Below are 24,750 nucleotides of genomic sequence, written 5' to 3'. Positions count from 1 at the left end.
CGTAACTTTCACTACTCGGCGCCAGGTAGGGTGACAGCGGGACCTCCGGAAGGGGCGGCATGAGCTTCGACGTCGACGCGCTGCTGGACGAACTCGACCTGGACGCCAAGGCGAGCCTGCTCGCCGGCCAGGACGTCTGGAGCCTGCCCGCCCGGCCGGAGATCGGGCTCAGGTCGCTCGTCCTCTCCGACGGCCCGGTCGGCGTCCGCGGGGTGCGGTGGAGCCCGGACGACCCGTCCGTCACCCTGCCCAGCCCGACGGCGCTCGCCGCCGCCTGGGATCCGCGCCTGGCCGTGCGCGCCGGGCGGCTGCTCGCGCAGGAGGCCCGCCGCAAGGGCGTGCACGTGCTCCTCGCGCCCACGGTCAACCTCCAGCGCTCACCGCTGGGCGGCCGGCACTTCGAGTGCTACTCCGAAGATCCCCTCCTCACCGGGATGGTCGGCGCCGGTTACGTCACCGGCGTGCAGGACGGCGGGGTGGCCGTCACGGTCAAGCACTTCGTCGCCAACGACTTCGAGACCGAACGCTTCACCGCCGACGTCCGCGTCGGCGAACGCGCGCTGCGCGAGCTCTACCTCGCGCCGTTCGAACTCATCGTCCGGCGGGCGAAGCCGTGGGGGATCATGGCCGCCTACAACAGCGTCAACGGCATCACGATGACCCAGCACGCCGGACTGCTCAACGGCGTGCTGCGCGACGAGTGGGGCTTCGACGGCTTCGTCGTCTCCGACTGGCTGGCCGCGCGCGACACCGTGGCGTCCGCCAATGGCGGGCTCGACGTCGCGATGCCGGGCCCGCGCACCGTGTTCGGCGACCGGCTCGCCGAAGCCGTGCGCGGCGGCGAGGTCGACCCGGACGTCGTCGACGACATGGTCCGCCGCGTGCTCCTGCTGGCCCACCGGACCGGCGCGCTCGGCGAAAACCCGGCAAGACAGGACTCCACTATGGACGGTGAAGCGGTCGCGCGCGAGATCGCGCACCGGTCGTTCGTGTTGCTCAGCAACGAAACCGGCGCGCTTCCGCTGCGTGAACCAAAGCGCATCGCCCTGATCGGCGCGCTGGCCGTGGACCCGAAGATCCTCGGCGGCGGCAGTGCCACCGTGTTTCCCGACCACGTGGTCTCCCCTCTCGACGGCCTCCGGAAGGCCGTTCCCGTTGGCACCGAACTGACTTACGCCATCGGTGCCGATCCGCGAACGACGCTACCGCCGGCCACCGACAATTTCCGGCTCCGCGCGACCGCCAAAGCCGCCGATGGCACCCGATTGGCTGAATTTCCGTTGCGAGAGGCGAGAATCGACTGGATCGGCGAGCTGCCGGCCGGCCTCGACCTGGCCACGCTCGCGAGCGTCGAGATCGACGGCACGTTCTTCCCGGAGACCACCGGCACGCACACCTTCGGCCTCACCGGCCCCGGCGACCTCCGCCTGGTCGTCGGCGGGCAGACCCTCTTCGACGGCGTCAACCTGCCCGAAGGCGGTGACGTCTTCACGTCGATCATGCAGGTCATCGAGCAGCGGCGGGACGTCGAACTGACCGCGGGCGAGCCGGTCGACGTCAGCCTGACCTACTGGATCCCGTCGGAGATGGCGGAGTTCGCGCGCGGCACCTTCGCCTGGGTCACCTTCGCGCTCGGGCACCGCGGCCCGGTGCTCGACCCGGACGCCGCGCTCGAGGAAGCCGTTGCGCTGGCCGGGAAGTCCGACGTCGCGATCGTCGTGGTCGGCACCACCGCCGAGGTCGAGAGCGAGGGGTTCGACCGGACGTCCCTGGCCCTGCCGGGCAGGCAGGACGAGCTCGTCACGCGCGTCGCGCGGGCCAACCCCAACACCGTGGTCGTCGTCAACGCCGGTTCGCCGGTCGAGCTGCCGTGGCGCGACGACGTCGCCGCGGTGCTGCTCACCTGGTTCCCCGGCCAGGCCGGCGGCGACGCGCTCGCCGACGTCCTCTTCGGCCGCGAAGAGCCCGGCGGACGGCTGCCGACGACCTGGCCGGCCAAGCTCGAGGACGCCCCCGTCACCCGCGTGACGCCCGAGGAAAGCGTGCTGCCGTACGAAGAAGGCGTCTACATCGGCTACAGCGCGTGGGCCCGTTCCGAGAAGCAGCCCGCCTACTGGTTCGGCCACGGCCGCGGTTACACGACCTGGTCCTACGACGAGCTCGACGTCTTCCCGGACGACGAAGGCGGCGCGAAGGTGCGCGTCCGCCTCCGCAACACCGGGACGCGCAAGGGCCGCGAAGTCGTCCAGCTCTACCTGGTCCCGACCGAACGCGGCGACCGCCCGCACCGCTGGCTCGCCGGCTTCGCGAGCGTCGAAGCGGGCCCGGGCGAGGCGGTGGACGCCGAGATCGCGATCGCGCCGCGCTCGGTCTCGACCTGGCGCGACGGCTGGCAGCACATCGCCGGCGAGTACGTCCTCGAGGCGTCGCACTCCTACGCCGAGCCCCGGTTGAGCACGCGGACCGTGCTGCAGAAAATCCGTTGACGCCCGGCGCGGGCGGCCCGTAGGTTCTGCCTCGCACCCTTGACCAGCGAAAGGAGGTGGGTCCGATGATCACGCAACCGATCACGCGCTCCCACCTCGCAACGAGGGTGCCCAGTCCGTAGACCGGGAGCGCGCGCGTACTCCCGGAAGGATTTCCATGACCGATCTGGTCGTGCGCCCGCTCGAAGCGGGCGAAGAAACACTGTTCACCTCCCTGCCCGACCGCGGTCTCGTCGGCCGCAAGCTGCTCGGCAAGGACTACGCCGAGATGGCGCTCCGAGGCGAGTACCGGCCCGGCTGGTCGTGGGTCGCGCTGCGCGACGGCGTCGTCGTGGCGCGGGCCGCCTGGTGGGCCGGGCCGGACGACGAAGAGCCGATCGCGCTCGACTGGTTCGACTTCACCGACCTCGACGCCGCCGTGCAGTTGCTGACGACGGCGCCGTTCCGGGCGGAGTACTCCCTGACCACGCCGCCCGCGTGGCAGGACGACCCGGATGTCGCCCACGAGGTGACCATCCGCGTCGAAGCGGCGGAGAAGGCGGGTTACCGCAAGCTCGTCGAGCGCTACCGGTACTGCTGGACGCCGGAAAGCGGCCTGCCGGAGCGGCCCGGACGGCTCGAGTTCCGGCCCGAACCGGACGACGACGTCATCCTCGACGTCTTCCGCAAGGTCAACGCGGACAGCCTCGACGCGCACGTCCGCCGCGTCGTGGCCGAGCAGGGCGTCGAGGCCGCCGCGCAGGAGGACCTCGACATCATGCGGTGGATGCCGGCGCCGCGGGACTGGTGGCGGCTCGCGTACACGCGCGAAGGCGACCTGGTCGGCTTCGCGTTGCCGAGCCGCAACCACTACGACCCGGTGGTCGGCTACATCGCCGTGGTGCCCGGGCAGCGGGGGCACGGTTACGCGTACGACCTGCTGGTCGAGGCCACGCACGACCTGGTCGCGCAGGGCGCCGACCGGATCGTCGCGGCCACCGACGTCCCGAACATCCCGATGGCGAAGGCCTTCGCGAAGGCGGGCTACCCGGTGACGCAGCACCGCATCGACCTGGTCTGAGCAGGGGTCGTGAGTGGTGATGCGGGTTAGAACCCTCATTGCCACTCACGACCGGTCGCGGTACCTTCGCTAGAGCGATCTATCTAGTCGACTCTGGGGGCCCGTGATGGACGTTCTTCAGGAGAAGGGGCTGACGCCGCTTCGCGTGATCCTCGGCTTCTCCCTGCTCAGCACCACGCTGCACTACACGCACAACACGATCCGCGTCGCGGACTACCCGCAGCTGCCCGGCATCCCGGCGGTGGTGGCGGGCGTCGTCGTGGCGTTCGGCTGGGTGCTCTTCACGACGTTCGGCTACCTCGGCTACCGCGCCTACACGCGGGGGCGCTACCCGCGGGCGCTGGCGTTCTTGCTCGTCTACTCGCTGGCCGGGATGATCACCCTGGGCCACTTCCTGACGGGCGTGCCGCAGATCCCGGCGTTCTGGTTCGCCACGATCTTCACGGACTCCGCGGCCGGCCTGGCGCTCTGGGTCTTCCTCATCTGGGCCTGGGCGACGCTCAACCGGGTGACCTTGCGAGATCAAGTTTCTACACAACATTGACGTTCGCAGAATTCGTGTAGACAATCGGAGGGGTGACCACCACCACACCGGTTGACTTCGGCCGCCGTCCGGACGAGTACCGCCACTGGCGGCTCAGCCTCGACGGGGAGGTGGCCTGGCTCGAGCTGGACGTCGACGAGCAGGGCGGGCTGGTCCCGGGCTACGAGCTCAAGCTCAACTCCTACGACCTGGGCGTCGACATCGAGCTGTACGACGCGACCCAGCGGCTGCGGTTCGAGCACCCCGAGGTCCGCGTGGTCATCGTGACCAGCGCGAAGGACAAGGTGTTCTGCGCCGGCGCGAACATCCGGATGCTCGCCGCGTCCGAGCACCACTGGAAGGTGAACTTCTGCAAGTTCACCAACGAGACCCGCAACGGCATGGAGGACGCGACCGCGCACTCCGGCCAGACCTACGTCGCCGCGGTCAACGGGACGTGCGCCGGCGGTGGGTACGAGATCGCGCTGGCCTGCGAAAAGATCCTGCTGATCGACGACAACTCCTCGACCGTCGCGTTGCCGGAGGTGCCGCTGCTGGGCGTGCTGCCCGGCACCGGCGGGCTGACGCGCGTGGTCGACAAGCGGCGCGTCCGGCGCGACCTCGCCGACGTCTTCGCGACGCGCTCGGACGGCGTCAAGGGCAAGACGGCCGTCGACTGGCGGCTGGTCGACGAGCTGGTGCCGCGTCAGGGGTTCCGCGAGACCGTGCTGCAGCGGGCCCGGGAGATCGCGCGCGAGTCCGGCCGGACCGGCGAGGGCGGCATCGAGCTGACGCCGCTCGAACACCGCTACGTCGACGTCGAAGTCGAAAAGGACCAGGCCACCATCACCGTCAAGGGCCCCGAGAACGACCCCGGTGACCTGCACGAAGAGGGTGCGAACGGCTGGTTCCTCGCCATGACGCGCGAGCTGGACGACGCCATCCTGCAGCTGCGCACCAACGAGGTCGAAGCCGGCACCTGGATCCTGCGGAGCCAGGGCGACCCGGCGAAGGTGGTCGCGCACGAGCAGGCCGTCCTCGGCGGGAAGGACTGGCTGGCCAACGAGATCACGCACTACTTCAAGCGCACGCTCAAACGCCTCGACGTCACCAGCCGCAGCCTGATCGCGCTCATCGAGCCCGGCAGCTGCTTCGCCGGCGCGCTGCTGGAGGTCGCGCTGGCCGCGGACCGGCAGTACATCCTCGACGGGCCGCCGATCGACGACGAAGACAGCGACGCCCGCGCGTCGATCCGGCTGACCGAGGCCAACTTCGGCGCGTTCCCCATGGGCAACGGCCTGACCCGGCTGCAGACGCGCTTCTACGGCGACGACGACCACCTCGCCTGGCTCGCGCGGGAGAAGGACCACGACCTCAGCGCCGCGGAAGCCGTCGAACTCGGCCTGGTCACCGACGCGCCGGACGACCTCGACTGGGAGGACGAGATCCGGATCGCGCTGGAGGGCCGGGCGTCGCTCAGCCCGGACGCGCTGACCGGCATGGAGGCCAACCACCGGTTCGTCGGCCCGGAGACCATCGAGACCAAGATCTTCGGCCGCTTGGCGGCTTGGCAGAACTGGATTTTCACCCGGCCGAACGCATCCGGACCGGAAGGCGCGCTGCGCCGATACGGTACTGGTCAGAAGGCCGTCTTCGACAGGAAGCGGGTCTAGCGCTCATGCCCGAGAAAATCGACTACGACGCCAAGATCCCCAACAACGTCAGCCTCGCCGACGACCGCCGGCTGCAGCGCGCGCTGGAGGGCTGGCAGCCGAAGTTCATGCACTGGTGGGGCGAGATGGGCCCGACGCTCGAAACCCAGGGCGTCTACCTGCGGACCGCGATCAGCGTGGGCCGCGAGGGCTGGGCGCACTTCGACCACGTCAACGTGCCGGAGTACCGCTGGGGCATCTTCCTCGCCGAGCGCGACCCCGACCGGCGGATCTCCTTCGGCGAGCACAAGGGCGAGCCCGTGTGGCAGCAGGTGCCCGGCGAGTACCGCGCCGACCTGCAGCGGCTGATCGTGATCCAGGGCGACACCGAACCGGCGTCCGTCGAGCAGCAGAAGCTCCTCGGCCTCACCGCGCCGAGCCTCTACGACCTGCGGAACCTGTTCCAGGTCAACGTCGAAGAGGGCCGTCACCTGTGGGCGATGGTTTACCTGTTGCACGCCTACTTCGGCCGCGAAGGCCGGGACGAGGCCGAAGGGCTGCTGCTGCGCAACTCCGGCAGCCCGGACGCGCCCCGCATCCTCGGCGCGTTCAACGAGGAAACCGCCGACTGGCTGGCGTTCTACATGTTCACCTACTTCACCGACCGCGACGGGAAGTACCAGCTCGGCACGCTCAAGGAGTCCTCCTTCGACCCGCTCTCGCGCACCTGCGAGTTCATGCTGAAGGAGGAAGCGCACCACATGTTCGTCGGCACCACCGGCGTCGACCGCGTGGTCATGCGCAGCGCCGAGCTGATCCGCGAGCACGACACGCGCGACATCGGCCCGCACGGCGGCATCCCGCTGGAGCTGATCCAGCGCTACATCAACTTCCACTACACCGTCTCGCTCGACCTGTTCGGCAGCGAGACGTCGACGAACGCGGCGAACTACTACACCGCCGGGCTCAAGGGCCGCTGGCAGGAGACCCGCCGCAAGGACGACCACAAGCTCACCGAGGACGCCCGCACGCTGGACAAACCGGCCGGCGACGGCACCTGGACGTCCGAGGAGCTGCAGGCGATCCTGCTGCTGAACCTCGACCTGCGCGGCGAGTACACCGCCGACTGCCAGACCGGCGTGAAGCGCTGGAACAAGATCCTCAGCGAGGCCGGGATCGACTTCACGTTCCGGTTGCCACACCCTGGTTTCAACCGGGATGTGGGCATAAACTCCGGCCACCACGTCACTCCCGACGGGACGATCGTCGACGAGACGACGTGGCTGGCCGGCAAGGACAAGTGGCTGCCCACGACCGAGGACCTCGCGTTCGTCCGCTCGCTCATGCACCCGGTGTACGAGCGGGGGAAGATCGCGAGCTGGGTGGCACCGCCGCGGCAGGGCATCAACGGCAAGCCGTTCGACTACGAGTACGTGTACCTCACGTAGGAGGCCTGGGTGGCGACAGGGTTCAACGCGGCCGAGTACCTGCTCTCGGCCGGGCAGCCGGACGCGATCGCGGTCGTCTCGCCCCGCCGTTCGCTGACCTACGCCGAGCTGGCGGCGGAGTCCCGCCGGGTCGCCGCCGGGCTCACCGGGCTGGGCGTGCGGCCCGAAGAGCGGGTCATGTTCTGCATGGTCGACGACGTCGAACTGCTCACCGGCATCCTCGGCGCGATGCTCGCGGGCGCCGTCGCGGTGCCGGTGTCGACCATGGTCACCGGCCTGGAGCTGGGCAAGGTGCTCGCCGACTCGCGGGCGCGGCTGTTGTGCGTCTCGGGTGAGTTCGCCGAGCAGGCCGTGACCGCGCTCGGCCTCGCCCCCGAGGTCACCGACGTCCTGCTCGACCGCGCCGAGGCGACCGGGTTCGGCGTCCGGACGCACAAGTGGTCTTCGTTGGGCGGCGAGTTCCGAAGTGGACGGACGTGGGCGGACTCGCCCGCGTTGTGGCTGTACACGTCGGGGACGACGGGGCAGCCGAAGGGCGCGATGCACCGGCACGCGAGCATCCGGGCGGTCTGCGAGACCTACGGTCGCGAAGTGCTGGGAACCGTCGCGACCGACCGGGTCCTGTCCGTGCCGAAGCTCTTTTTCGCCTACGGGCTGGGAAACTCGTGCTTCTTCCCGCTCGCCGCGGGCGGGACGACGCTGCTGGAGCCGTCGCGTCCGACACCGGCGTTGTTCGCGCGACGCGCTCGTGAAGAGCAGCCGACGTTGTTCTTCGCCGTTCCGACGTTCTACGCGGCGTTGCTCGCCAGCGACGTCCCGGACGACTCGTTCGCCTCGGTGCGGTACGCCGTTTCGGCGGGCGAGCCGCTGCCCGCGTCGCTGTTCGAACGCTTCCGCGCGCGCTTCGGCCTGGAGATCCTCGACGGCATCGGGTCGACCGAGGCGCTGCACATCTTCCTGTCGAACCTGCCGGGCTCGGTGCGGCCGGGCAGCACCGGCGTCCCGGTTCCCGGGTACGCCGTCCAGATCCGAGACGAGGCCGGCGCGGTGATCGACGCCGTCGGCCGGCCCGGCGAGCTGTTCGTGTCGGGGCCGTCGACGGCGACCGGGTACTGGGCGCGTTACGACGCGACGAAGCTCGTGTTCCAGGGCGACTGGCTGCGCACCGGCGACAGCTACGTGCGCAACGAAGACGGCACGTACAGCTGCCTCGGCCGGTTCGGGGACATGCTGAAGGCGGGCGGGATCTGGGTGTCACCGTCCGAAGTGGAGGAACGGCTGCGGCAGCACCCGGCGGTGGCCGAGGTCGCGGTCGTCGCCGCGCCGGACGCCGACGGCCTCGACAAGCCCGTGGCGTGCGTGGTGGCCGCTCCCGGGGTTACGGTGGACGCGGAAGAGCTGATCGAGTTCTGCCGCGAAGGGCTCGCGGCGTTCAAGCGTCCCCGAGGGGTGGTCGAACTGGCCGAGCTGCCGAAGACGGCGACCGGGAAGATCCGCCGCAACGTGATCCGCGAGCAGGTCCGCGACGCGCTGCTGGTGGTGCCCAGCCCGTGATCGACGGGCACTTCGTGGTCGACGCGCACGTGCACACCCCGCGCCTGCCGACGCTCAAGCCCGCGTGGCTGCAGTGGGCGCACGACTTCGCCGGGGCGTACCCGTGGCGTTCGGTGTACGCCGACGACGGCTCGGTGATCCCGGCGGCGATGGACGACCTGATGGAGTCGGAAGGTGTCGACCGGGTCCTGCTGTTCTGCGAGTACAGCCCGCGGGCCACCGGGATCCAGGCCATCGAGGACAACCTGCCGCTGGTGGAGCACAACCCGGAGCGGTTCCGGCTGGTCGCGAACGTCAACCCGCACCTGCACCACCCGGCCGCGGCCGAGGTCGCGCGGCAGCTGGACCTGGGTGCGGTGGCGCTGAAGCTCCACCCGGTGCACGGCGCGTTCTCGCCGGCGGACAAGGAGCTGTACCCGGTCTACCAGCTGTGCCTCGAGCGCGGTGTGCCGGTGATCCTCCACTCGGGAACGTCGAGCTTTCCCGGTTCCCGCACCAGTTTCGGCAATCCCGAGCTGCTGTCCGATGTGGTCGAGGACTTTCCGGCCCTGCAGTTCGTGTTCGCCCACGGCGGCCGCGGCTGGTGGTACGACGTCGCGGCGTTCCTCGCGCTGGCCCGCGACAACGTCTGGCTCGACCTGGCGGGCCTGCCGCCGAAGAAGCTGCCGGAGTACTACCAGCGCTTCGACCTGGCGCGGCTGGCGGGGAAGTTCGTGTTCGGGACAGACTGGCCGGGGGTGCCGTCGGTGGCGAAGAACGTCCGGTCGCTGGCCGGGCTGGGGTGGCCCGAGGACGTGCTGACCGGGGTCTTGTCGGGCAACGCGATCAAGCTGATGCCCTCGCTTGCTTGACCACGGGGAGCGCGCTTGACCACGGGAGCGCCGGTGCGGCCACTTCGGCCCTGGCGTGGGCCGCACCGGCGTCCCCATGGCCCCCAGACGTCGCTCATCCCATCGTGCGCCTGCTCAGCGGCCCTGGCCAGCACCGGTTTTTCAACGGTGCTTCCCGATGAACGCGAGTGTCCGGCTCCAGGCGTCGTCGCACGCGTCTTGCCACTCCTCGTAGGTCGCGTCGAAGAACGAGTGCGGGGCGCCCTCGTACACCTGCCTCTCGTACGGCAGGCCGTAGAAGCCGATCACGCCGCTGACGCCGAGGTCGCTCGCGGCCAGGCGCCAGGACTGGCCGCCGCCGAAGCAGAAGCCGACCGTGAACAGCGGTCCTTCGCCCAGGTGCGCGGCCGCCGCCTCGACGTCGGCGACGACGTCGTCCGGCCGGACCGACGGCAGGTGCCGCCGCCACTCGAACCGGTCGTCGCGTACGCCGACACCCGCGGTACGGCCGTAGTAGTCGATGGCCGCGGTCGCGAAACCCGCCTGCGCGAAGCGGTCAGCGAGCGCTTGGTAGTACGGGTGCGTGCCGCGGATGTCCGGCAGGAGCACGATCCGGACGCCGGTGGGCTCGGCCGGGATCGCCTCCAGGGCCGAGAACACCGTGCCGTCCGCGGAGGTGAGTTCGAGCGCGCCGCTCCGGGCGATCACGCCGGGGTTCGGCAACGCGGGCGGGCGGCTGTCCGTGCTGTGACACATGTTCGTCCTTTCGCAGAGCACCAGTTTCGGGGCGCGCCACCCGGGCAGCCAGCTCCCGGCGTGACCCCCGGACGGCCGTTACTGGTACTGGCAGGACCACGCTCGAACCACGCGGGTGTCGCACACTGGCCTGATGAGCGAGCACAACGAGCTGGGCCGGTTCCTCAAGTCGCGCCGGGCCCGGATCGCTCCCGGCCGGGCCGACGCCCGCCGTCGCGTCGCCGGGCTGCGGCGGGAGGAGGTCGCCGCGCTCGCCGGGATCAGCGTCGAGTACTACGTCCGGCTCGAGCAGGGGCGCGCGTCCCGGCCGTCGGAAGCCGTGCTCGGCGCGATCGGCCGCGCGTTGCGCCTCGACGTCGACGAGCGCCGTTACCTCGACGGCCTGGCCCGCCCGCGGCCTTCGGGCCGGCCGCGACCCGAGCGCGTCCGCGCCGAGCTGACGCAGCTGCTCGCCATGATGGACCGCGTGCCGGCGCTGGTGATCAACCACCGGATGGACGTCCTGGCCTGGAACTCGCTGGCCGCTCAGCTGTTCTTCGACTTCGCCGCGGTGACGCCGCGCGAGCGCAACCTCGCCCGCTTCGCTTTCCTCGACGCGGCTAGCGAAGAGCGGTTCGCCGACTGGCCGGAGGTCGCGCGGGCGACCGTCGGGGCGCTGCGCCTGGCGACCAGCCGGCACTACGACGACGAAGCGCTCGCGACGTTGCTCGGCGAGCTGATGATGAAGAGCGAGCCGTTCCGGACGTGGTGGGCCGGGCGGGACGTCCAGCAGCGCACGCACGGGAGCAAGCGCTTCCGGCACCCCGTCGTCGGCGAGCTGACCCTGCGGTTCGAGCACTTCGACCTGCCCGGGGAGACCGGGCAGCGGCTGGTGGCGTTCAGCCCGGAACCGGCGAGCCCGGCGGCGTCGGCGCTGGAGCTGCTGGCGATGTGGACGGCACCGGCCGCCTCCTGAACCGGCTCACTCGCCGTTGAACGTCCGCAGGGTCCGCATCGCCTCGGCGAGGCCGGCCGCGTCGTCGCCCAGCGGGGTCAGGACGATGCGGCGCAGGATGTTCGCGGCGGCCGCCCGGGCCTTGTTCGCCACCTCCAGGCCGTGGTCGGTCAGCGACGCGAACGTGACGCGGCGGTCGTCCGGGCTCGGGACGCGGCAGATCAGGTCGGCCGCCACCAGGCGGTCCGCGACCTTCGTGAAGCCGCCGCTGGACAGCGCGGCCTCGGTCGCCAGCCGGGTCATCGGCATCCGGTGCTCGGGCGAGCGGACCAGCCGCATCAGGATGTCGAACGACGCGGGCGCGAGGCCGAAGCGCTCCGCGATCTCGCCCATCAGCTTGTCCTGGGTGGCCAGGTAACCCTCGATGACCAGGCCCCACCAGGTGACGATCTCGTCGTCGTCGGTCTTCGGATCGGGTGTCACGCGAACAGCCTAGCGGAGAGTCTGCCCGGAATATATCTTGCGCGCGAGAGGTTCTCCGGTTACCTTGGCCAGAGGAGGCACTCCATGTCGATCAAGACGTCCGGCCTGCACCACGTCACCGCCATCGGCGGCGACCCGCAGCGCAACGCCGACTTCTACCTCCGGACCCTCGGACTGCGGCTGGTGAAGACCACCGTGAACTTCGACGATCCGGGCACCTACCACCTCTACTACGGCGACAGCTCCGGCAAGCCGGGCTCGCTGATGACGTTCTTCCCGTGGCCCGACGCGCCGAGCGGCCGCCACGGCACCGGCCAGGCGACGACCACGTCGTTCTCCGTGCCCGAGGCGTCCATCGGCTGGTGGAAGCAGCACCTGAACGCGCAGCAGATCGAGACGGGCGAGGTCACGGGCGCCGACGACGAGGACACGCTGACCTTCCGCGACCCGGACGGCCTGCAGCTCGCGCTCGTCGCGCACCCGCAGGGCGATCCGCGCGACCCGTGGGACACCGAACTGGTGCCCGCCGAGCACGCCGTCCGCGGCCTGCACTCCGTGACGCTGTCGGTCAACAAGGAGGACGCCACCGCGGGCATGCTCACCGACGGCCTCGGCCTCGGCTTCACCGGCCAGGACGGCAACCGCCTGCGGTTCGCCGCCGGCGACGGCGGGCCGGGCGCGCTGGTCGACGTCCTCGTGACGCCGGACGCGCCGCGCGGGCTGGTCGCCGCGGGCACCGTGCACCACGTGGCCTGGCGCGCGCCCGACGAGGCGACGCAGAAGACGTGGCGTGAGGAGCTCGTGGACAAGGGCGTCACCGTGACGTCCATTTTGGACCGGCAGTACTTCCGCTCGATCTACTTCCGCGAGCCGGGCGGCACGCTCCTCGAAGTCGCGACCGACGAGCCCGGGTTCGCCATCGACGAGCCGCTGCTGGAGCTGGGCCGCGCGCTCAAGCTGCCGCCGTGGCTGGAGCCGCGCCGCGACGAGATCCGGCACATGCTCCCGAAGCTGAACCTCCCCGCCGAGAACAACCCGGAGCTGTCATGACGCTGGTGCACAAGTACGTCGAGGGTGCGCCGGACGCGCCGGTGCTGCTCCTGCTGCACGGCACCGGCGGCGGCCCGGACGACCTGCTCGGCCTGGCGCGTGAGCTGGCCCCGGGTGCCACGACCCTGGCGCCCGCCGGGCCGGTGTCGGAGCACGGCGCCGCGCGCTGGTTCCGACGGCTCGAAGAAGGCGTCTTCGACCACGAAGACGTCGTCAAGCGGGCTCATGAGCTGGCGGACTTCGTCGTCGAGGCGCGGGAGAAGTACGGCTTCGGCGACCGCCGGCTGGTCGCGGTGGGTTTCTCGAACGGCGCCAACATCGCGGCCGCCGTCGCGCTGCTGCGGCCCGAGGTCGTGCGTGAAGCCGCGTTGTTCGCGCCGATGTCGCCGGTGCCGGACCCGCCGGCCCACGACCTGAGCGCGTCGCGGATCTTCCTGGCCAACGGCGAACACGACCCGATGGCGCCGCTGGCGTCCACGGAAGAGCTGATCCGGCTGCTGCGCGAGCGCGGTGCCGACGTCGTCACGGATCGTCACCCCGGCGGCCATCAGGTCACTGTGGACGGTGTCCGCGCGGCGGCGAAGTGGCTTGCGCCGTAGCGATTGTACGGAGCGTATACGGCGTCACCCTAGGATCGGGTGATGACTAACGAGGCACTACAGCGTGCTACCGAACTGCTGGACGGGGTCATCCTCGCCGACGGGCACAACGACCTGCCGTGGGAGCTGCGGCAGCACGGTGGTGCGAACCCGGTCGAGGCGGCCGCCTCGCTCGACCTGAACGTCCGGCAGCCCGCCCTCCACACCGACTTCCCGAAGCTCGCCGACGGGAAGCTGGGCATGCAGTTCTGGTCGGTGTACGTGCCGTGTGAGTTCGAAGGCCACAGCGCGGTGACCGCCGTGCTGGAGCAGATCGAGGTCGTCCACCAGCTCGCCGAGCGCTACCCCGACCGGCTCCGGCTGGTCGACACCGCCGACGAGGCCGAGGCCGCGTTCGCCGACGGCCGGATCGCGTCGCTGCTCGGCGCCGAAGGCGGGCACAGCATCGCCGAGTCGCTCGGGGTGCTGCGGAGCCTGCGCCGCCTCGGCGTCCGGTACATGACGCTGACGCACAACTTCAACACCACCTGGGCCGACTCGGGCACCGACGAGCCGGCCCACGGCGGGCTCACCGAGTTCGGCCGCGACGTCGTGCGCGAGATGAACAAGATCGGCATGATGGTCGACCTCTCGCACGTCGCGCCGTCGACGATGCGGGCCGCGATCGAGATCAGCTCGGTGCCGGTGATCTTCAGCCACTCCTCGTGCCTCGCGGTCAACGACCACCCGCGCAACATCCCCGACGACGTCCTCGCGAAGCTGTCCGGCAACGGCGGCGTCGCGATGGTCACCTTCGTGCCCGCGTTCATCTCGCCGAAGGTCGCCGCCTGGGACGAGCAGCTCAAGGCGGCCATGGCCGAGGCCGGGCAGGACTACCGCAACCTCACCCAGCGCGGGAAGTTCGTCGCGGAGTGGGACGCGCCGGTCAAGCCGAAGGCGACGGTCGACGACGTCGTCGCGCACGTCGAGCACGCCCGCGAGGTGGCCGGGGTCGACCACATCGGCCTCGGCGGCGACTACGACGGCGTCGGCACGCTGCCGGAGGGGCTGGAGGACACGTCCAAGTACCCGGTGTTGTTCGCCGCGCTGCTCGACCGGGGGTGGAGTGACGACGACTGCGCCAAACTGGCCGGGAAGAACACGCTCCGCGTGCTCCGGGACGTCGACGCGTACACCCGTTAGGGGGTTTGACGCAGCGGTCCCCGCGTGCTGGACGGACACTGGAGACATGACGCACGCGCGCGGGGACGCGGCCGGCCACCCCACCGGCTCCGCAGACCACGACCTGCCCGGGAACCTGTCCGGAACCGAGGTGCCGGAAGGCGCCTTGGAGCCCGCCGAGCTGCGTGCCGGCGACGTCCGGCCGGGCCCGGAGGAGGTGACGCCGGTGCGGCCGGCGCCCACCCGGGTCGGCACGTCGACGTCGTCGGCGGGCCGGGGCAAGGCCCGGCCGACGCGGATCAGCGGCACCTGGGTCGCGGTGATCGCCGGCCTGCTCGTGCTGACCGTGCTGCTGGTGTTCATCCTGCAGAACCTCGACCCGGCGACGGTCCACTTCTTCGGCGCCGAAGGCAGCCTGCCGCTGGCCATCGCGATGTTGTTCTCGGCCCTGGGCGGCGCGGCGCTGGTCGCGCTGATCGGCGGCGCCCGCATCCTGCAGCTGCGGAAGCAGGCTCGCCGCCCACGCCGTTAAAGGATGATCGACGTCATCCCGAGTACCACCGCGCAAACGTTTTCGTCGCCTGAGGTCTTCACGCGGCTGACGTCCGGGCCGTTGCGGGTGCAGAGCCGCCAGAACGTGTCCGCGTCCGTCGTCACCGTGGCCAGCGGCGTGCGCGACGGCGGGGCGCCGCGGTCGAGGACCCAGCCGTCACGCTCCAGGCGGGCGTGCCACTTGCCGCCGCCCGCGCCAGTCACCGTGTAGCCGACCTGCTTGCCGACGCGGGCCTCGACGTCGCGCAGGGTGTGCGGCAACGCCCGGACGAACGTGTCGGCGATCGGCTCGGCGTGCTCGGCCTCCAGCGGCGTGTGCTCGAGGGCCTCGCGCAGCTGCACGTGGTGCACCCAGAACTCCGAATAGTCGCGCGCCGCGTCGAGCCAGCGCGGTGCCGGCGCGTCACCCGCCCAGCTGACCGGCTCACCCAGGACGTCGAGGTCGAGCTTCGCCCAGTAGTCGGTCGTCTGGCCCATGAACTCGTACAGCATCGTGAGCAGGACGTCCGTCGAGAGCCGCCGGCAGGCGACGACCCACTCGTCGTTGAGCCGGTCGATGAACCGCGGGAACGCCTCGCCGGGACGCGGGCCGTCGGCGGAGTGGCCGTCGCGGCCGCGGGACAGGCGGCCGACCTTGTCGCCCAGCAGGTGGGCCGCGATGTCCTTGACCGACCAGCCGTCGCACATCGTCGGCCGCTCCCAGTCCTCGGGAGTCAGCGCGCCGAGCAGCGTCATCAGCGACTGCTCCTCCTTCGAAAAATACGGGAGGACGTCGATCGGCGGACCCCAAGGATTCATGGCCACATCATGCGCTGCTGTCCGGGGCTTCGCCCCGAGCCGGGGGCTCCGCCACCCGGGCCCCCGAAGGATGCTGGTAGTCACACCGCCATCCGGCCTACTCGCAGGTAGCATCACCGCGTAAGCAGAGGGGAGTCCGCCCGTGAACGCAGAGCGACCGAACGGCCGGGGCACCGGCGACGAGGTGGCCGACCTGGCCCGCCGCGCCGGCCAGCTGGCCGGCTGGGCCGCGCGCACCGGCTTCGCGTTCACCCGCCGGCTGCCCGGCGTGGAGACCGCCGAACGCGGGGTGCGGCAGGTGGAACGCCAGCTGCTGGGCGAGCTGCGGCGGCGGCTCGACGAGGTCGACGACCCGTACCACGCGGCGCTCACCGCGGCGTCCGCGATGAACCGCCCGCAGGTGTCGGGCAACAGGCCGATCGAGGCCACCGTCACCCTCGTGCCCGCGCGCGACAACCACACCGAGCCGCTGCGTGCCGCGATGGCCGAGCTGCTCAACCACTCCATCGGCTTCGGCCGCGCCCGGGCCCGCGAGTACTTCTACGCGATCATCCTGCGCCAGCTGACGCCGGACGAGGCCCGGATCCTGTCGGCGCTGTCGGACGGCTCGCCGTTCCCCGCGATCGACGTCGCCGAGCGCACCAGCCTCGGCGGCGCGGGCCGGCTGGTGCTGCGCAACGCGTCGACCGTCGGCAAGGTCGCCGGCGTCTCGCTGCCCGACCAGGTGCCCGGCTACGTCACGCGGCTGATCGGGCTCGGCCTGGTCGACCTCGACGAAGAGGTGCCGTCGCTGGAGACGCAGTACGAGATCCTGATGACGGACGAGACGGTCCGCGACGCCGAGAAGCACGTCAAGCGCGCGAAGTTCGTCAAGCGGACGATCCACGTCTCGCGCCTCGGCGCGGAGTTCTGGCAGGCCTGCGACCCGAGTCTCGGCTGACCCCGTGGGGTCGTTCCTCGCCGGCATCGTCGCCGACTTCGCCCAGCACTGGCCCCTGTACGTCTCGATCCCGATCGTCGCCGCCCTGATCGGCTACGGCACCAAGCTCGTCGCCATCCGGATGATGTTCCAGCCGGTCGAGTTCATCGGCATCAAGCCGTTCTTCGGCTGGCAGGGCATCGTGCCCAAGCGCGCCGCGCGGATGGCGAGCATCGCCTGCGACACCATGACCGAGCAGCTGATCAAGCCGGCCGAGGTCGTCGCGCGCCTCGACGCCGGCCGCATCGCCCGGGAGATCGAGAAACCGCTGCTCGCGGGCGTCGAGGACATCGTGCGCGAGGTCGCCGGGCACTACCAGCCGGGCCTGTGGGAGTCGCTCCCGGTGCGGGTGCAGCAGCTGGTGATCGAGCGCGTCCAGCACGAGTCGCCGCGGATGGTGGCCGCCGTGCTCGACCTGATCAAGTCCGATGTGGACAGTGTGTTCGACCTCAAGGGCATGGTGGTCACCAGCCTGGTCAAGGACAAGCGGCTGCTGAACCGGATCTTCCAGGAGGCCGGCGCGCAGGAGTTCAAGTTCATCGCGCGGTCGGGCCTGGTGTTCGGCGGCGCGATCGGCGTGATCCAGATGATCGCCTGGATCCTGTTCAAGTTCCCGCTGATCATGCCGGTGTTCGGCCTGTTCACGGGCTGGTTCACCGACTGGCTCGCGCTGCGGATGATCTTCTTCCCGATCGAGCCCAAGAAGTACTTCGGCGTCGAGTGGCAGGGGCTGTTCCTCAAGCGGCGCAAGGAGGTCGCGGAGGCGTACGGCGAGCTGATCGCGAAGGAGATCATCACGCCGCACAACGTCATCGAGGCGATCCTGCACGGCCCGCTGTCCGACCGCGTCCTCGCGCTGATCCAGCGCCAGCTGGACGCCGAGCTCGGCCGGGTCGCGCGGCCGCTGGTGGTGTTCGCGGTGGGCAGCCGCAAGTACCAGGACATGAAGCTGTCGATCGCGTCGCAGATCATGAACCGCCTGCCGGAGACGATGCGCTACATCGAGGACTACGCCACGGACGCGATGGACATCCGCAACGTCCTGGTGACGAAGATGAAGGAGCTGTCCCCGCACGAGTTCGAGCGCCTCCTGCGCCCGGCCTTCGAGCAGGACGAATGGATCCTCATCGCCACGGGCGCGGTACTGGGCTTCGCGGTCGGTGAGGCCCAGGTCCTGCTGCTGGAGCACCTGGCCTCGTGAGTGGTAATTCGGGTTAGAACCCTAATTACCACTCACGAGTTCGTAGGCCTTCCGCGCCTCGGCCACCTTCGAGCGGTGCTTGGCCGCCCACGCCGAGAGTGCGTGCAGTGGCTCGTCCAGCTCCGCCGCGTGGGCCGTCATCGTGTACTCCACCCGCGGCGGGACCTCGGGGTAGACCTTGCGCGTCACCAGGCCGTTGCGCTCCAAGCCGCGCAACGTCAGGGACAGCATCCGCCGGGAGACGCCGTCGAGCGCGCGTTCCAGTTCGCTGAACCGCCGCGGGCCGTCGCCGAGCCGGACGAGGACGCGGACCGCCCACTTGTCGCCCACCAGATCCAGCACCTCGCGCAGGGAGCACGCGTCGGCCGGAGGAGTTTCGCCGTTGTCCATCGCTGTGACCTCGTTCGTAACAGGCGTGTGCCGTCGTACCAGGAAAGTGCCGTCTTCCAGCGCAAACGCATCCGGACCACGATCGATTCCGAGGCAACCGAAAGGAATCGAGAATGACGAAGACGGTGCGGTTCGCCGCCGAGGGCGGACCGGAAGTGCTGGAACTGACCGACGTCGACCCCGGCGCGCCGGGCCCCGGCGAACTGCGGCTGCGGGTCGAGGCGATCGGGCTCAACCGGGCCGAGGCGATGTTCCGCGCCGGCACGTACTTCGAGCGCCCGGACGAGTTCCCGGCGAAGCTCGGCTACTCGGCGTCCGGGATCGTCGAGGCGCTCGGCGACGGCGTCACGGAGTTCGCCGTCGGAGAGGCGGTCAGCACGGTCGCGGGCTTCTCGATGCGGAACTACGGCGTCTACGGCGAAGCGGCGGTCGTGCCCGCGTCGGCGGTGCTGCGCCGTCCGGAGGGGCTCGACGCGATCGAGACGGTCGCGCTGTGGGGGCCGTTCCTCACCGCGTACGGCGCGATCGTCGACGAAGGACACGTGCGGCCGGGCGAGTTCGTGCTGATCACGGCGGCGTCGAGCAGCGTCGGCCTGGCGACGATCGACGTCGTCAACCACATCGGCGCGATCCCGCTCGCCGCCACGCGCACCGCGGCGAAGAAGCAGCGGCTGCTGGACGCGGGCGCGGCGCACGTGATCGTCACCGACGACGAAGACGTCGCCGGCCGCACCCGAGAGATCACCGCCGGGCATGGCGCGGACTTCGTCTTCGACGCGGTCGCCGGCCCGGGCGTGCGCGCGCTGTCCGACGCGACGGCGAAGGGCGGCTCGCTCGTAGTCTACGGCGCGCTCGACGTCCCCGAGACGCCGTTCCCGCTGTGGACCCCGCCGACCATGCGGATGTTCAACGCGTTCGACCTGACCATGAACCCGGAGCGGCTGGTCCGGGCGGGCCACTTCATCCGGGCCGGCGTCCGCGCGGGCACCTTCCGGCCCCGCGTGGACCGGACGTTCGACCTCTTCGACGTCGCCGAGTCGCACCGGTACCTCGAAGCGAACGGCCAGTTCGGCAAGGTGGTGGTCACGGTCGGCTGAGAAGCCGATCAACTCCACCCGAACGGCCGTACACCCACGCGTATCCCGCGCCTAACCTTCCGCCTCTAGTCTGCGTCGGGCAGGGACGACAACCGGCTTGGGGAGCTCATGGCGGAGCAAGCGGAACCGTGGCAGCAGGAGATCCGCCTGGCCATGACGATGGTCGGTGGCGCCAGCCTCGCCATCTGGATGGGCGGCGTCGCCACCGAGACCTCCCAGCTGCTGCGGGAGTCCCGGGGCGACGCCGAGGCGGGGCTCTACCGCGGGCTGCTCGACCTGCTGCGCGCCACGGTGTCGATCGACGTACTGACCGGCACCAGCGCCGGCGGGATCAACGCGGCCTGCCTCGGGCTGGCGGAGGCGTTCGGCTCGACGCCGCAGGTGCTGCGCGACACCTGGATCCGGATCGGCTCGCTGGAGAACCTCATCCGCGACCCGGCGGAGACGCAGCCGCGGTCGGTGCTGGACGGCGACCGCGTGCTGCTCGGTGACCTGGCGCAGGCCCTGCACGAGATCACCGGCCCGGGCACGCCGCCCGCCGAACCGCCGGACATCACCGTGCTGCTCACCGGCACGATGATCGACGGCGAGACGACCCGGTTCGACGACGCGCTGGGGAACCTGGTGCGCGACACCGAACACCGGATGCTCTTCCGCTTCGAAGGTCCACTGTGGACGGAAGGGGTGCAGGGGCCGCTGGCGCTCGCCGCGCGCGCCACCGCGTCGTTCCCCGGTGCGTTCGAGCTGGCCCGGCTGCCGATCGGCACTGAGGGCACCGACGCGCTGCACCCGGACATGACGGCCTACACCGACCTGACCCGGTCGCACTGGCTGACCGACGGCGGGGTGCTGCTCAACAAGCCGCTGCGACCGGCGCTGCGGGAGATCTTCGAGCGCCCGTCCCACGCGGACGTCCGGCGGCTGCTGCTCTACGTCGTGCCCACCGGTGAGAAGGACACGACGGCGATCGCCTGCGACCCGGCGGCCCCGCCGTTGCTGGCGAACGCGATGAGCAAGGTCGTCTCCACGGTGATGAGCCAGTCGGTCAGCGCCGAGCTGGAGGAGCTGACCCGGCACAACGACGCCGTCGTCCGCACCCGCGACACCCGCGTTTCGCTGGCCGCGCTCGGGCTGCGCGGCGGGCCGGAGGCGCTGATCGACAAGCGGCTGGCCACGGCGTACCTGGACCGGCGGACGGCCGAGGACGCCGCCGAGCTGGTGCAGGTGGCCAGCCGCCGGTACGCACTGTCCGATGTGGACACCGAGGACCGCGAGTGGGCGTCCGGGATGTCGCAGCAGCTGCGCGCGGTCGCCGTCGGCGGGCTCAGCGCCGGCATCCCGCTCGCGCCGCCGTCGACGAGCATGTCCGTGCCCGAGCTGGTCGGCTACCGCACGAGCGCGCTCGACGACGCCGTGGCGACCGGATTGCAGCTGATCAACGCCGGGTTCCGGCTCGGGCCGGACCCCAAGGAGGCCAAGGAGCTCAACGACGCGCGGGCGGGGCTGCACGCGGCGCGCAAGACGTCGGCCCGCGGGGTGCGGCTGGCGCAGTGGATCGCCGCGCACGACGGGCCGGGCGCGAGCAGCACCCTCGAGGTGTGGATCGGCGAGCTCGCCCAGGAGTGGGCCGGGCTCGGCCGCTCGGACGCCGTCGTCGAGGCCTGGCCGCTGGTCGTGGCGGCGCTGCGGGCGGCGACGCCGACGTTGCGCACGCTCGCCAACGCGGCCTTGCGGAACGCGACGGCGCCGACGTCGCGGGCGCTCGCCAACGGCGCCCTCGAGTCCGCCAACGCGGCCATCGAGACGGCCGACACCGTCTCGGTCCTGCTGGACTGGCTGGCCCTCGAGAACGGCGCCGACAACGTCGTCCAAGCGCGGCTGCTCGGCCTGCACGTCGCGACGCGCGGGCTGCTCGCGCAGGCGCCGTCGGTCGACCAGCGCGTCGAGCTCGTGCAGGTCAGCGCCGACTCCCGGACGCTGCTGGACCTGAAGCGGCGCCGGTCGGGGGACAAGCTGACCGGGATGCAGGCCGACGACTTCGGCGCGTTCTACAAGGCGTCCTGGCGGGCCAGCGACTGGATGTGGGGGCGCGTCGACGGCGCCGGCTGGCTGGTCCAGTGCCTGCTCGACCCGGCCCGGCTGGCGACGCTGCGCGACCTGATCGGGCCGGAGGCGTTCCGCGCCGAGTTCGTCGCGGCGCTGGGCCCGCTCTGGCGCGAGCCGGACCCCGCCGACAACGCCGAGCCGGCCGAGCTGGCGCAGCTCAAGGACCAGCTGAGCGCCGAACTGGCGTTCCTCGGGCTGGACTGCGCGCTGAAGCCGGTCGCGAAGTTCTCGGACGACCCGCCGATCAGCATGCCGGTGACGGCCATGGTGCTCGCGCGGACGCGGCAGGCGCAGATCGCCGCGGAGGAGCTGCCGGTGGTCGCCGAGCAGGCCCAGGCCGACGTCGAGATCGGCGGCAGCAGCGGCGCGGCGTCGGCGGCGTTCCGGGCGCGCAGCGCGCGGCCGATCGGCGACGCGGACACCGCCCAGCGCGCCTTCCAGGCCTGCCAGGTCTCGGCGGAGAAGCTCGCCGGCGAGCAGGGCACCCCGCAGCTGACGCGGACCCTGGTCAAGCTCGGCGCGGCCGTGGTCAACGCCGGCACCGTCGCGTTCCGGCTGCCCGGCGGCTGGCCCAAGACGGTGGCGGGCATCCTGCGGACGGTGGCCCGCAGCTCGGCGAAGGTCTCGCAAAGCGCGTCCAAGCTGGGCACGCTCGGCTCGCTCGCGGCGGGCGTGCTGGCGCTGCTGGCCGGCCTGGTCATCGGCGACAGCAGCGGCGCGATCCTGCAGTGGATCGGCCTCCCGGTGCTGGCCGGCGCGGTCGTTTACCTGGCGACGGCCCTGCTCACGATGGGCCGCACGCCACGGCGGCTGGCGGGGGTGCTCGGCGCCCTGGTTGTGGCGGCGCTGCTGCTGGCCGCGTTCCTGCCCCCGATCGCGAGGCCGTTCTTCGGCTGGCTCGGCAACGTGGTGGCCGGCTGGCGCCGCGGCGACGGCGCGGTGTGGTGGCTCGTGGTCTCCGGCCTGCTGATCCTCCCGGCGGTCGTGATGCCGGTCAGCGGGGCCTGGCGACGTCTCCGCCACCGCCGTCGCCCCTGACCCGCGGCACTTTCACGTGAAAGTGCCGTGTGGTCACCCGCGGGGATTCGGCCCGGCGCCTTGCGATCTTCGGCCCGGGGGTTCATGGTGCGGGTAGGTCACGGACAACGAGGACGCGACCTGGGCGCCCGTGTGCCCCGGAACTTCTTCCGTCAAACACGTTTGTGGGACTCCTCACCGGGTACTCCACGTCGCCCCAGGTCATCGCGGGGTGCGTGAGCTGCGTCGCTGGCGGCCGGAAAATTCTCTGTTACGTTTCCTGAGTATGTCCGTAACGCACTTGATCGAATCGCCGACCAAGGCGGACGGCGCGGAGCTGTGGCGAATCGCGCGTGATTCCGCCAAGCTCGATCTCAACTCGCCGTACGCATACATGCTGTGGTGCCGCGATTTCGCCGAGACATCGGTGGTCGCGCGCGAGGACGGCAAGGCGGTCGGATTCGTGATCGCCTACCGCCGGCCCGACGAGCCCGAGGCCGCGCTCGTCTGGCAGGTCGCGGTCGACGCGTCGCAACGAGGGAAGGGCCTGGCCGGGGCCCTGCTCGACGCGTTGTACACGCGCCTGGTCGGCGCGGGGGTGCGCTACCTCGAGACCACCATCACCCCGGACAACGAAGCGTCCATCGGGTTGTTCACGTCGTTCGCGAAGCGCTGGAACACCGCGATGGAAACCAGCGTGCTGTTCGGCGGGAACGAATTCCCCGAAGCCGGGCACCTGGCCGAAGAGCTTTACCGCATCGGTCCGCTATCGGTACGCACAGATCCGGGCGAGTAGGAGAAAAGAAACGTCATGAGCATCTTCGAAGAGCTCGAATCCGAAGTACGCAGCTACAGCCGCGGCTGGCCCGTCGTGTTCGACCGCGCGCAGGGGAGCTGGCTCCACGACGAGAGCGGCAAGCCGTACCTGGACTTCTTCGCCGGGGCCGGCGCGCTCAACTACGGGCACAACAACCCGGTGCTGAAGCAGGCCCTGATCGACTACATCCAGCGTGACGGCGTCACGCACGCGCTGGACATGTACACCGTGGCCAAGCGCGACTTCCTGCAGACCTTCCGCGACCGGATCCTCGACCCGCGCAACCTGAACTACAAGGTCGTGTTCCCGGGTCCGGGCGGCGCGAACGCCGTCGAAGCCGCGCTGAAGCTCGCGCGGAAGGTGACCGGCAAGGAGTCGGTCATCAACTTCACCAACGCCTTCCACGGCATGACGCTCGGCGCGCTGTCGGTCACCGGCAACTCGATGAAGCGCGGCGCCGCGGGCATCCCGCTGGTGCACGCCACGCCGATGCCGTACGACCGGTACTTCGACGGCGCGATGCCGGACTTCCTGTACTTCGAGAAGCTGCTCGAAGACTCCGGCAGCGGGCTCAACGAGCCGGCCGCGGTGATCGTCGAGGGCGTCCAGGGCGAGGGCGGCATCAACGCCGCGCGCCTGGAGTGGCTGAAGGGTCTCGACGACCTCTGCAAGCGCCACAACATCCTGCTGATCCTCGACGACGTCCAGATGGGCTGCGGCCGCACCGGCCCGTTCTTCAGCTTCGAGGACGCCGGGATCTCGCCGGACATCGTCTGCCTGTCGAAGTCCATCAGCGGCTACGGCCTGCCGATGGCGCTGACGCTGATCAAGCCGGAGCTCGACGTCTGGGAGCCCGGCGAGCACAACGGCACCTTCCGCGGCATCAGCCCGGCGTTCATCACCGCCACCGCGGCGATCGACACCTACTGGCGCGACGACGAGCTGGAGAAGTCGACCAAGGCCAGCGGGGAGCGCATCGCCAGTGCGTTCTCCGGGCTCGTCGAGGCCTACCCGGAGGCGAAGCTGTCCGCCAAGGGCCGGGGCCTCGCGCGCGGGCTCGAGTTCGAGAACGGCGACCTGGCCGGGCGCGTCTGCGCCGAAGCCTTCGCCCGCGGCATGCTCATGGAGACGTCCGGTCCGGACGGCGAGGTCATGAAGCTGCTGCCGCCCCTGACCCTGACCGACGACGAGCTGACGCAGGGTCTGTCCATCATCGACGAGTCCGTCAAGGCCGTCCTGACCAAGTAGAGGAGTACG

22 protein-coding genes are annotated in these 24,750 nt (G+C 70.8%); 18 read left to right on the top strand and 4 right to left on the bottom strand.

Annotation, left to right across the window (positions count from 1 at the left end; translation table 11 throughout):
* Nucleotides 1-59 precede the first annotated feature (59 nt).
* From OG439_RS34300 to OG439_RS34270, 7 genes are all read left to right on the top strand, one after another.
* Nucleotides 60-2,486, top strand: a complete 2,427-nt coding sequence (locus tag OG439_RS34300) for a beta-glucosidase family protein (RefSeq protein WP_326944788.1) — start codon at nt 60-62, stop codon at nt 2,484-2,486.
* 157 nt (nt 2,487-2,643) lie between these two features.
* On the top strand, nt 2,644-3,546 hold the full coding sequence (locus tag OG439_RS34295; protein WP_326944787.1) for a GNAT family N-acetyltransferase: 903 nt from the start codon (nt 2,644-2,646) through the stop codon (nt 3,544-3,546).
* A gap of 106 nt (nt 3,547-3,652) precedes the next feature.
* Complete coding sequence (locus tag OG439_RS34290; protein ID WP_326944786.1) at nt 3,653-4,090, top strand: hypothetical protein; 438 nt, start codon at nt 3,653-3,655, stop codon at nt 4,088-4,090.
* A 32-nt stretch (nt 4,091-4,122) separates the two neighbouring features.
* Entirely contained in the window at nt 4,123-5,742 is a 1,620-nt protein-coding gene (boxC, locus tag OG439_RS34285; protein ID WP_326944785.1) for a 2,3-epoxybenzoyl-CoA dihydrolase, read from the top strand.
* Nucleotides 5,743-5,747: 5 nt separating this feature from the next.
* Nucleotides 5,748-7,169, top strand: a complete 1,422-nt coding sequence (gene boxB, locus OG439_RS34280) for a benzoyl-CoA 2,3-epoxidase subunit BoxB (protein WP_326944784.1) — start codon at nt 5,748-5,750, stop codon at nt 7,167-7,169.
* Between the two features lie 9 nt (nt 7,170-7,178).
* Complete coding sequence (locus tag OG439_RS34275) at nt 7,179-8,723, top strand: benzoate-CoA ligase family protein (protein ID WP_326944783.1); 1,545 nt, start codon at nt 7,179-7,181, stop codon at nt 8,721-8,723.
* Complete coding sequence (locus OG439_RS34270) at nt 8,720-9,574, top strand: amidohydrolase family protein (RefSeq protein WP_326944782.1); 855 nt, start codon at nt 8,720-8,722, stop codon at nt 9,572-9,574. Before OG439_RS34275 ends, OG439_RS34270 begins: the two co-directional genes overlap by 4 nt.
* Before the next feature lie 141 nt (nt 9,575-9,715).
* Here OG439_RS34270 and OG439_RS34265 read toward each other — a convergent pair whose 3' ends face one another.
* Nucleotides 9,716-10,309 carry a dienelactone hydrolase family protein gene (locus tag OG439_RS34265; RefSeq protein ID WP_326944781.1) on the bottom strand — a complete coding sequence of 198 codons (594 nt, stop codon included), beginning with the start codon at nt 10,307-10,309 and terminating at the stop codon, nt 9,716-9,718.
* A gap of 133 nt (nt 10,310-10,442) precedes the next feature.
* On the opposite strand from OG439_RS34265, the gene OG439_RS34260 reads away from it, so the two are divergent.
* Complete coding sequence (locus OG439_RS34260) at nt 10,443-11,264, top strand: helix-turn-helix transcriptional regulator (RefSeq protein ID WP_326944780.1); 822 nt, start codon at nt 10,443-10,445, stop codon at nt 11,262-11,264.
* A 6-nt stretch (nt 11,265-11,270) separates the two neighbouring features.
* Here the strand turns inward: OG439_RS34260 and OG439_RS34255 are convergent, their stop codons facing one another.
* On the bottom strand, nt 11,271-11,726 hold the full coding sequence (locus OG439_RS34255; protein ID WP_326944779.1) for a MarR family winged helix-turn-helix transcriptional regulator: 456 nt from the start codon (nt 11,724-11,726) through the stop codon (nt 11,271-11,273).
* Between the two features lie 84 nt (nt 11,727-11,810).
* Between OG439_RS34255 and OG439_RS34250 the strand changes: the two genes are divergently transcribed.
* From OG439_RS34250 to OG439_RS34235, 4 genes are read left to right on the top strand one after another with little or no spacing between them, the layout of a single operon-like run.
* Nucleotides 11,811-12,776 carry a ring-cleaving dioxygenase gene (locus tag OG439_RS34250; protein WP_326944778.1) on the top strand — a complete coding sequence of 322 codons (966 nt, stop codon included), beginning with the start codon at nt 11,811-11,813 and terminating at the stop codon, nt 12,774-12,776.
* Entirely contained in the window at nt 12,773-13,375 is a 603-nt protein-coding gene (locus OG439_RS34245; protein ID WP_326944777.1) for an alpha/beta hydrolase, read from the top strand. The genes OG439_RS34250 and OG439_RS34245 overlap by 4 nt, the downstream gene beginning before the upstream one ends.
* A 42-nt stretch (nt 13,376-13,417) precedes the next feature.
* Entirely contained in the window at nt 13,418-14,557 is a 1,140-nt protein-coding gene (locus tag OG439_RS34240) for a dipeptidase (protein WP_326944776.1), read from the top strand.
* Nucleotides 14,558-14,603: 46 nt separating this feature from the next.
* The gene (locus OG439_RS34235) at nt 14,604-15,068 is read left to right on the top strand and encodes a LapA family protein (protein WP_326944775.1); all 465 of its coding nucleotides are present in this window, start codon (nt 14,604-14,606) and stop codon (nt 15,066-15,068) included.
* Here OG439_RS34235 and OG439_RS34230 read toward each other — a convergent pair.
* On the bottom strand, nt 15,065-15,886 hold the full coding sequence (locus OG439_RS34230) for a maleylpyruvate isomerase family mycothiol-dependent enzyme (RefSeq protein WP_326944774.1): 822 nt from the start codon (nt 15,884-15,886) through the stop codon (nt 15,065-15,067). The genes OG439_RS34235 and OG439_RS34230 overlap by 4 nt on opposite strands.
* A 142-nt stretch (nt 15,887-16,028) precedes the next feature.
* On the opposite strand from OG439_RS34230, the gene OG439_RS34225 reads away from it, so the two are divergent.
* Complete coding sequence (locus OG439_RS34225; protein ID WP_326944773.1) at nt 16,029-16,826, top strand: Abi-alpha family protein; 798 nt, start codon at nt 16,029-16,031, stop codon at nt 16,824-16,826.
* Between the two features lie 4 nt (nt 16,827-16,830).
* Nucleotides 16,831-18,066: a DUF445 domain-containing protein gene (locus tag OG439_RS34220; RefSeq protein WP_326944772.1), complete on the top strand. Its 1,236-nt coding sequence runs from the start codon at nt 16,831-16,833 to the stop codon at nt 18,064-18,066.
* Nucleotides 18,067-18,087: 21 nt separating this feature from the next.
* Here the strand turns inward: OG439_RS34220 and OG439_RS34215 are convergent, their stop codons facing one another.
* Complete coding sequence (locus tag OG439_RS34215; RefSeq protein WP_326944771.1) at nt 18,088-18,456, bottom strand: winged helix-turn-helix transcriptional regulator; 369 nt, start codon at nt 18,454-18,456, stop codon at nt 18,088-18,090.
* Nucleotides 18,457-18,569: 113 nt separating this feature from the next.
* Here OG439_RS34215 and OG439_RS34210 point away from each other — a divergent pair, with 113 nt between their 5' ends.
* The 4 genes from OG439_RS34210 (at nt 18,570) to ectB (ending at nt 24,741) form a co-directional block, all read left to right on the top strand.
* The gene (locus OG439_RS34210) at nt 18,570-19,553 is read left to right on the top strand and encodes a zinc-dependent alcohol dehydrogenase family protein (RefSeq protein WP_326944770.1); all 984 of its coding nucleotides are present in this window, start codon (nt 18,570-18,572) and stop codon (nt 19,551-19,553) included.
* A gap of 108 nt (nt 19,554-19,661) precedes the next feature.
* A complete protein-coding gene (locus tag OG439_RS34205) occupies nt 19,662-22,697 on the top strand; it encodes a patatin-like protein (RefSeq protein ID WP_326944769.1) in 3,036 nt (1,011 codons plus the stop codon).
* Between the two features lie 220 nt (nt 22,698-22,917).
* Nucleotides 22,918-23,472: a diaminobutyrate acetyltransferase gene (ectA, locus tag OG439_RS34200; RefSeq protein WP_326951686.1), complete on the top strand. Its 555-nt coding sequence runs from the start codon at nt 22,918-22,920 to the stop codon at nt 23,470-23,472.
* Between the two features lie 15 nt (nt 23,473-23,487).
* Nucleotides 23,488-24,741, top strand: coding sequence for a diaminobutyrate--2-oxoglutarate transaminase (gene ectB, locus OG439_RS34195; protein WP_326944768.1), 1,254 nt, complete (start codon nt 23,488-23,490; stop codon nt 24,739-24,741).
* Nucleotides 24,742-24,750 lie beyond the last annotated feature (9 nt).

This window comes from Amycolatopsis sp. NBC_01307, from assembly GCF_035975215.1.
Taxonomy (GTDB): domain Bacteria; phylum Actinomycetota; class Actinomycetes; order Mycobacteriales; family Pseudonocardiaceae; genus Amycolatopsis.
The sequence above is the reverse complement of the archived record's forward strand: the minus strand, read 5'-3'. Positions and strand labels throughout refer to the sequence as shown.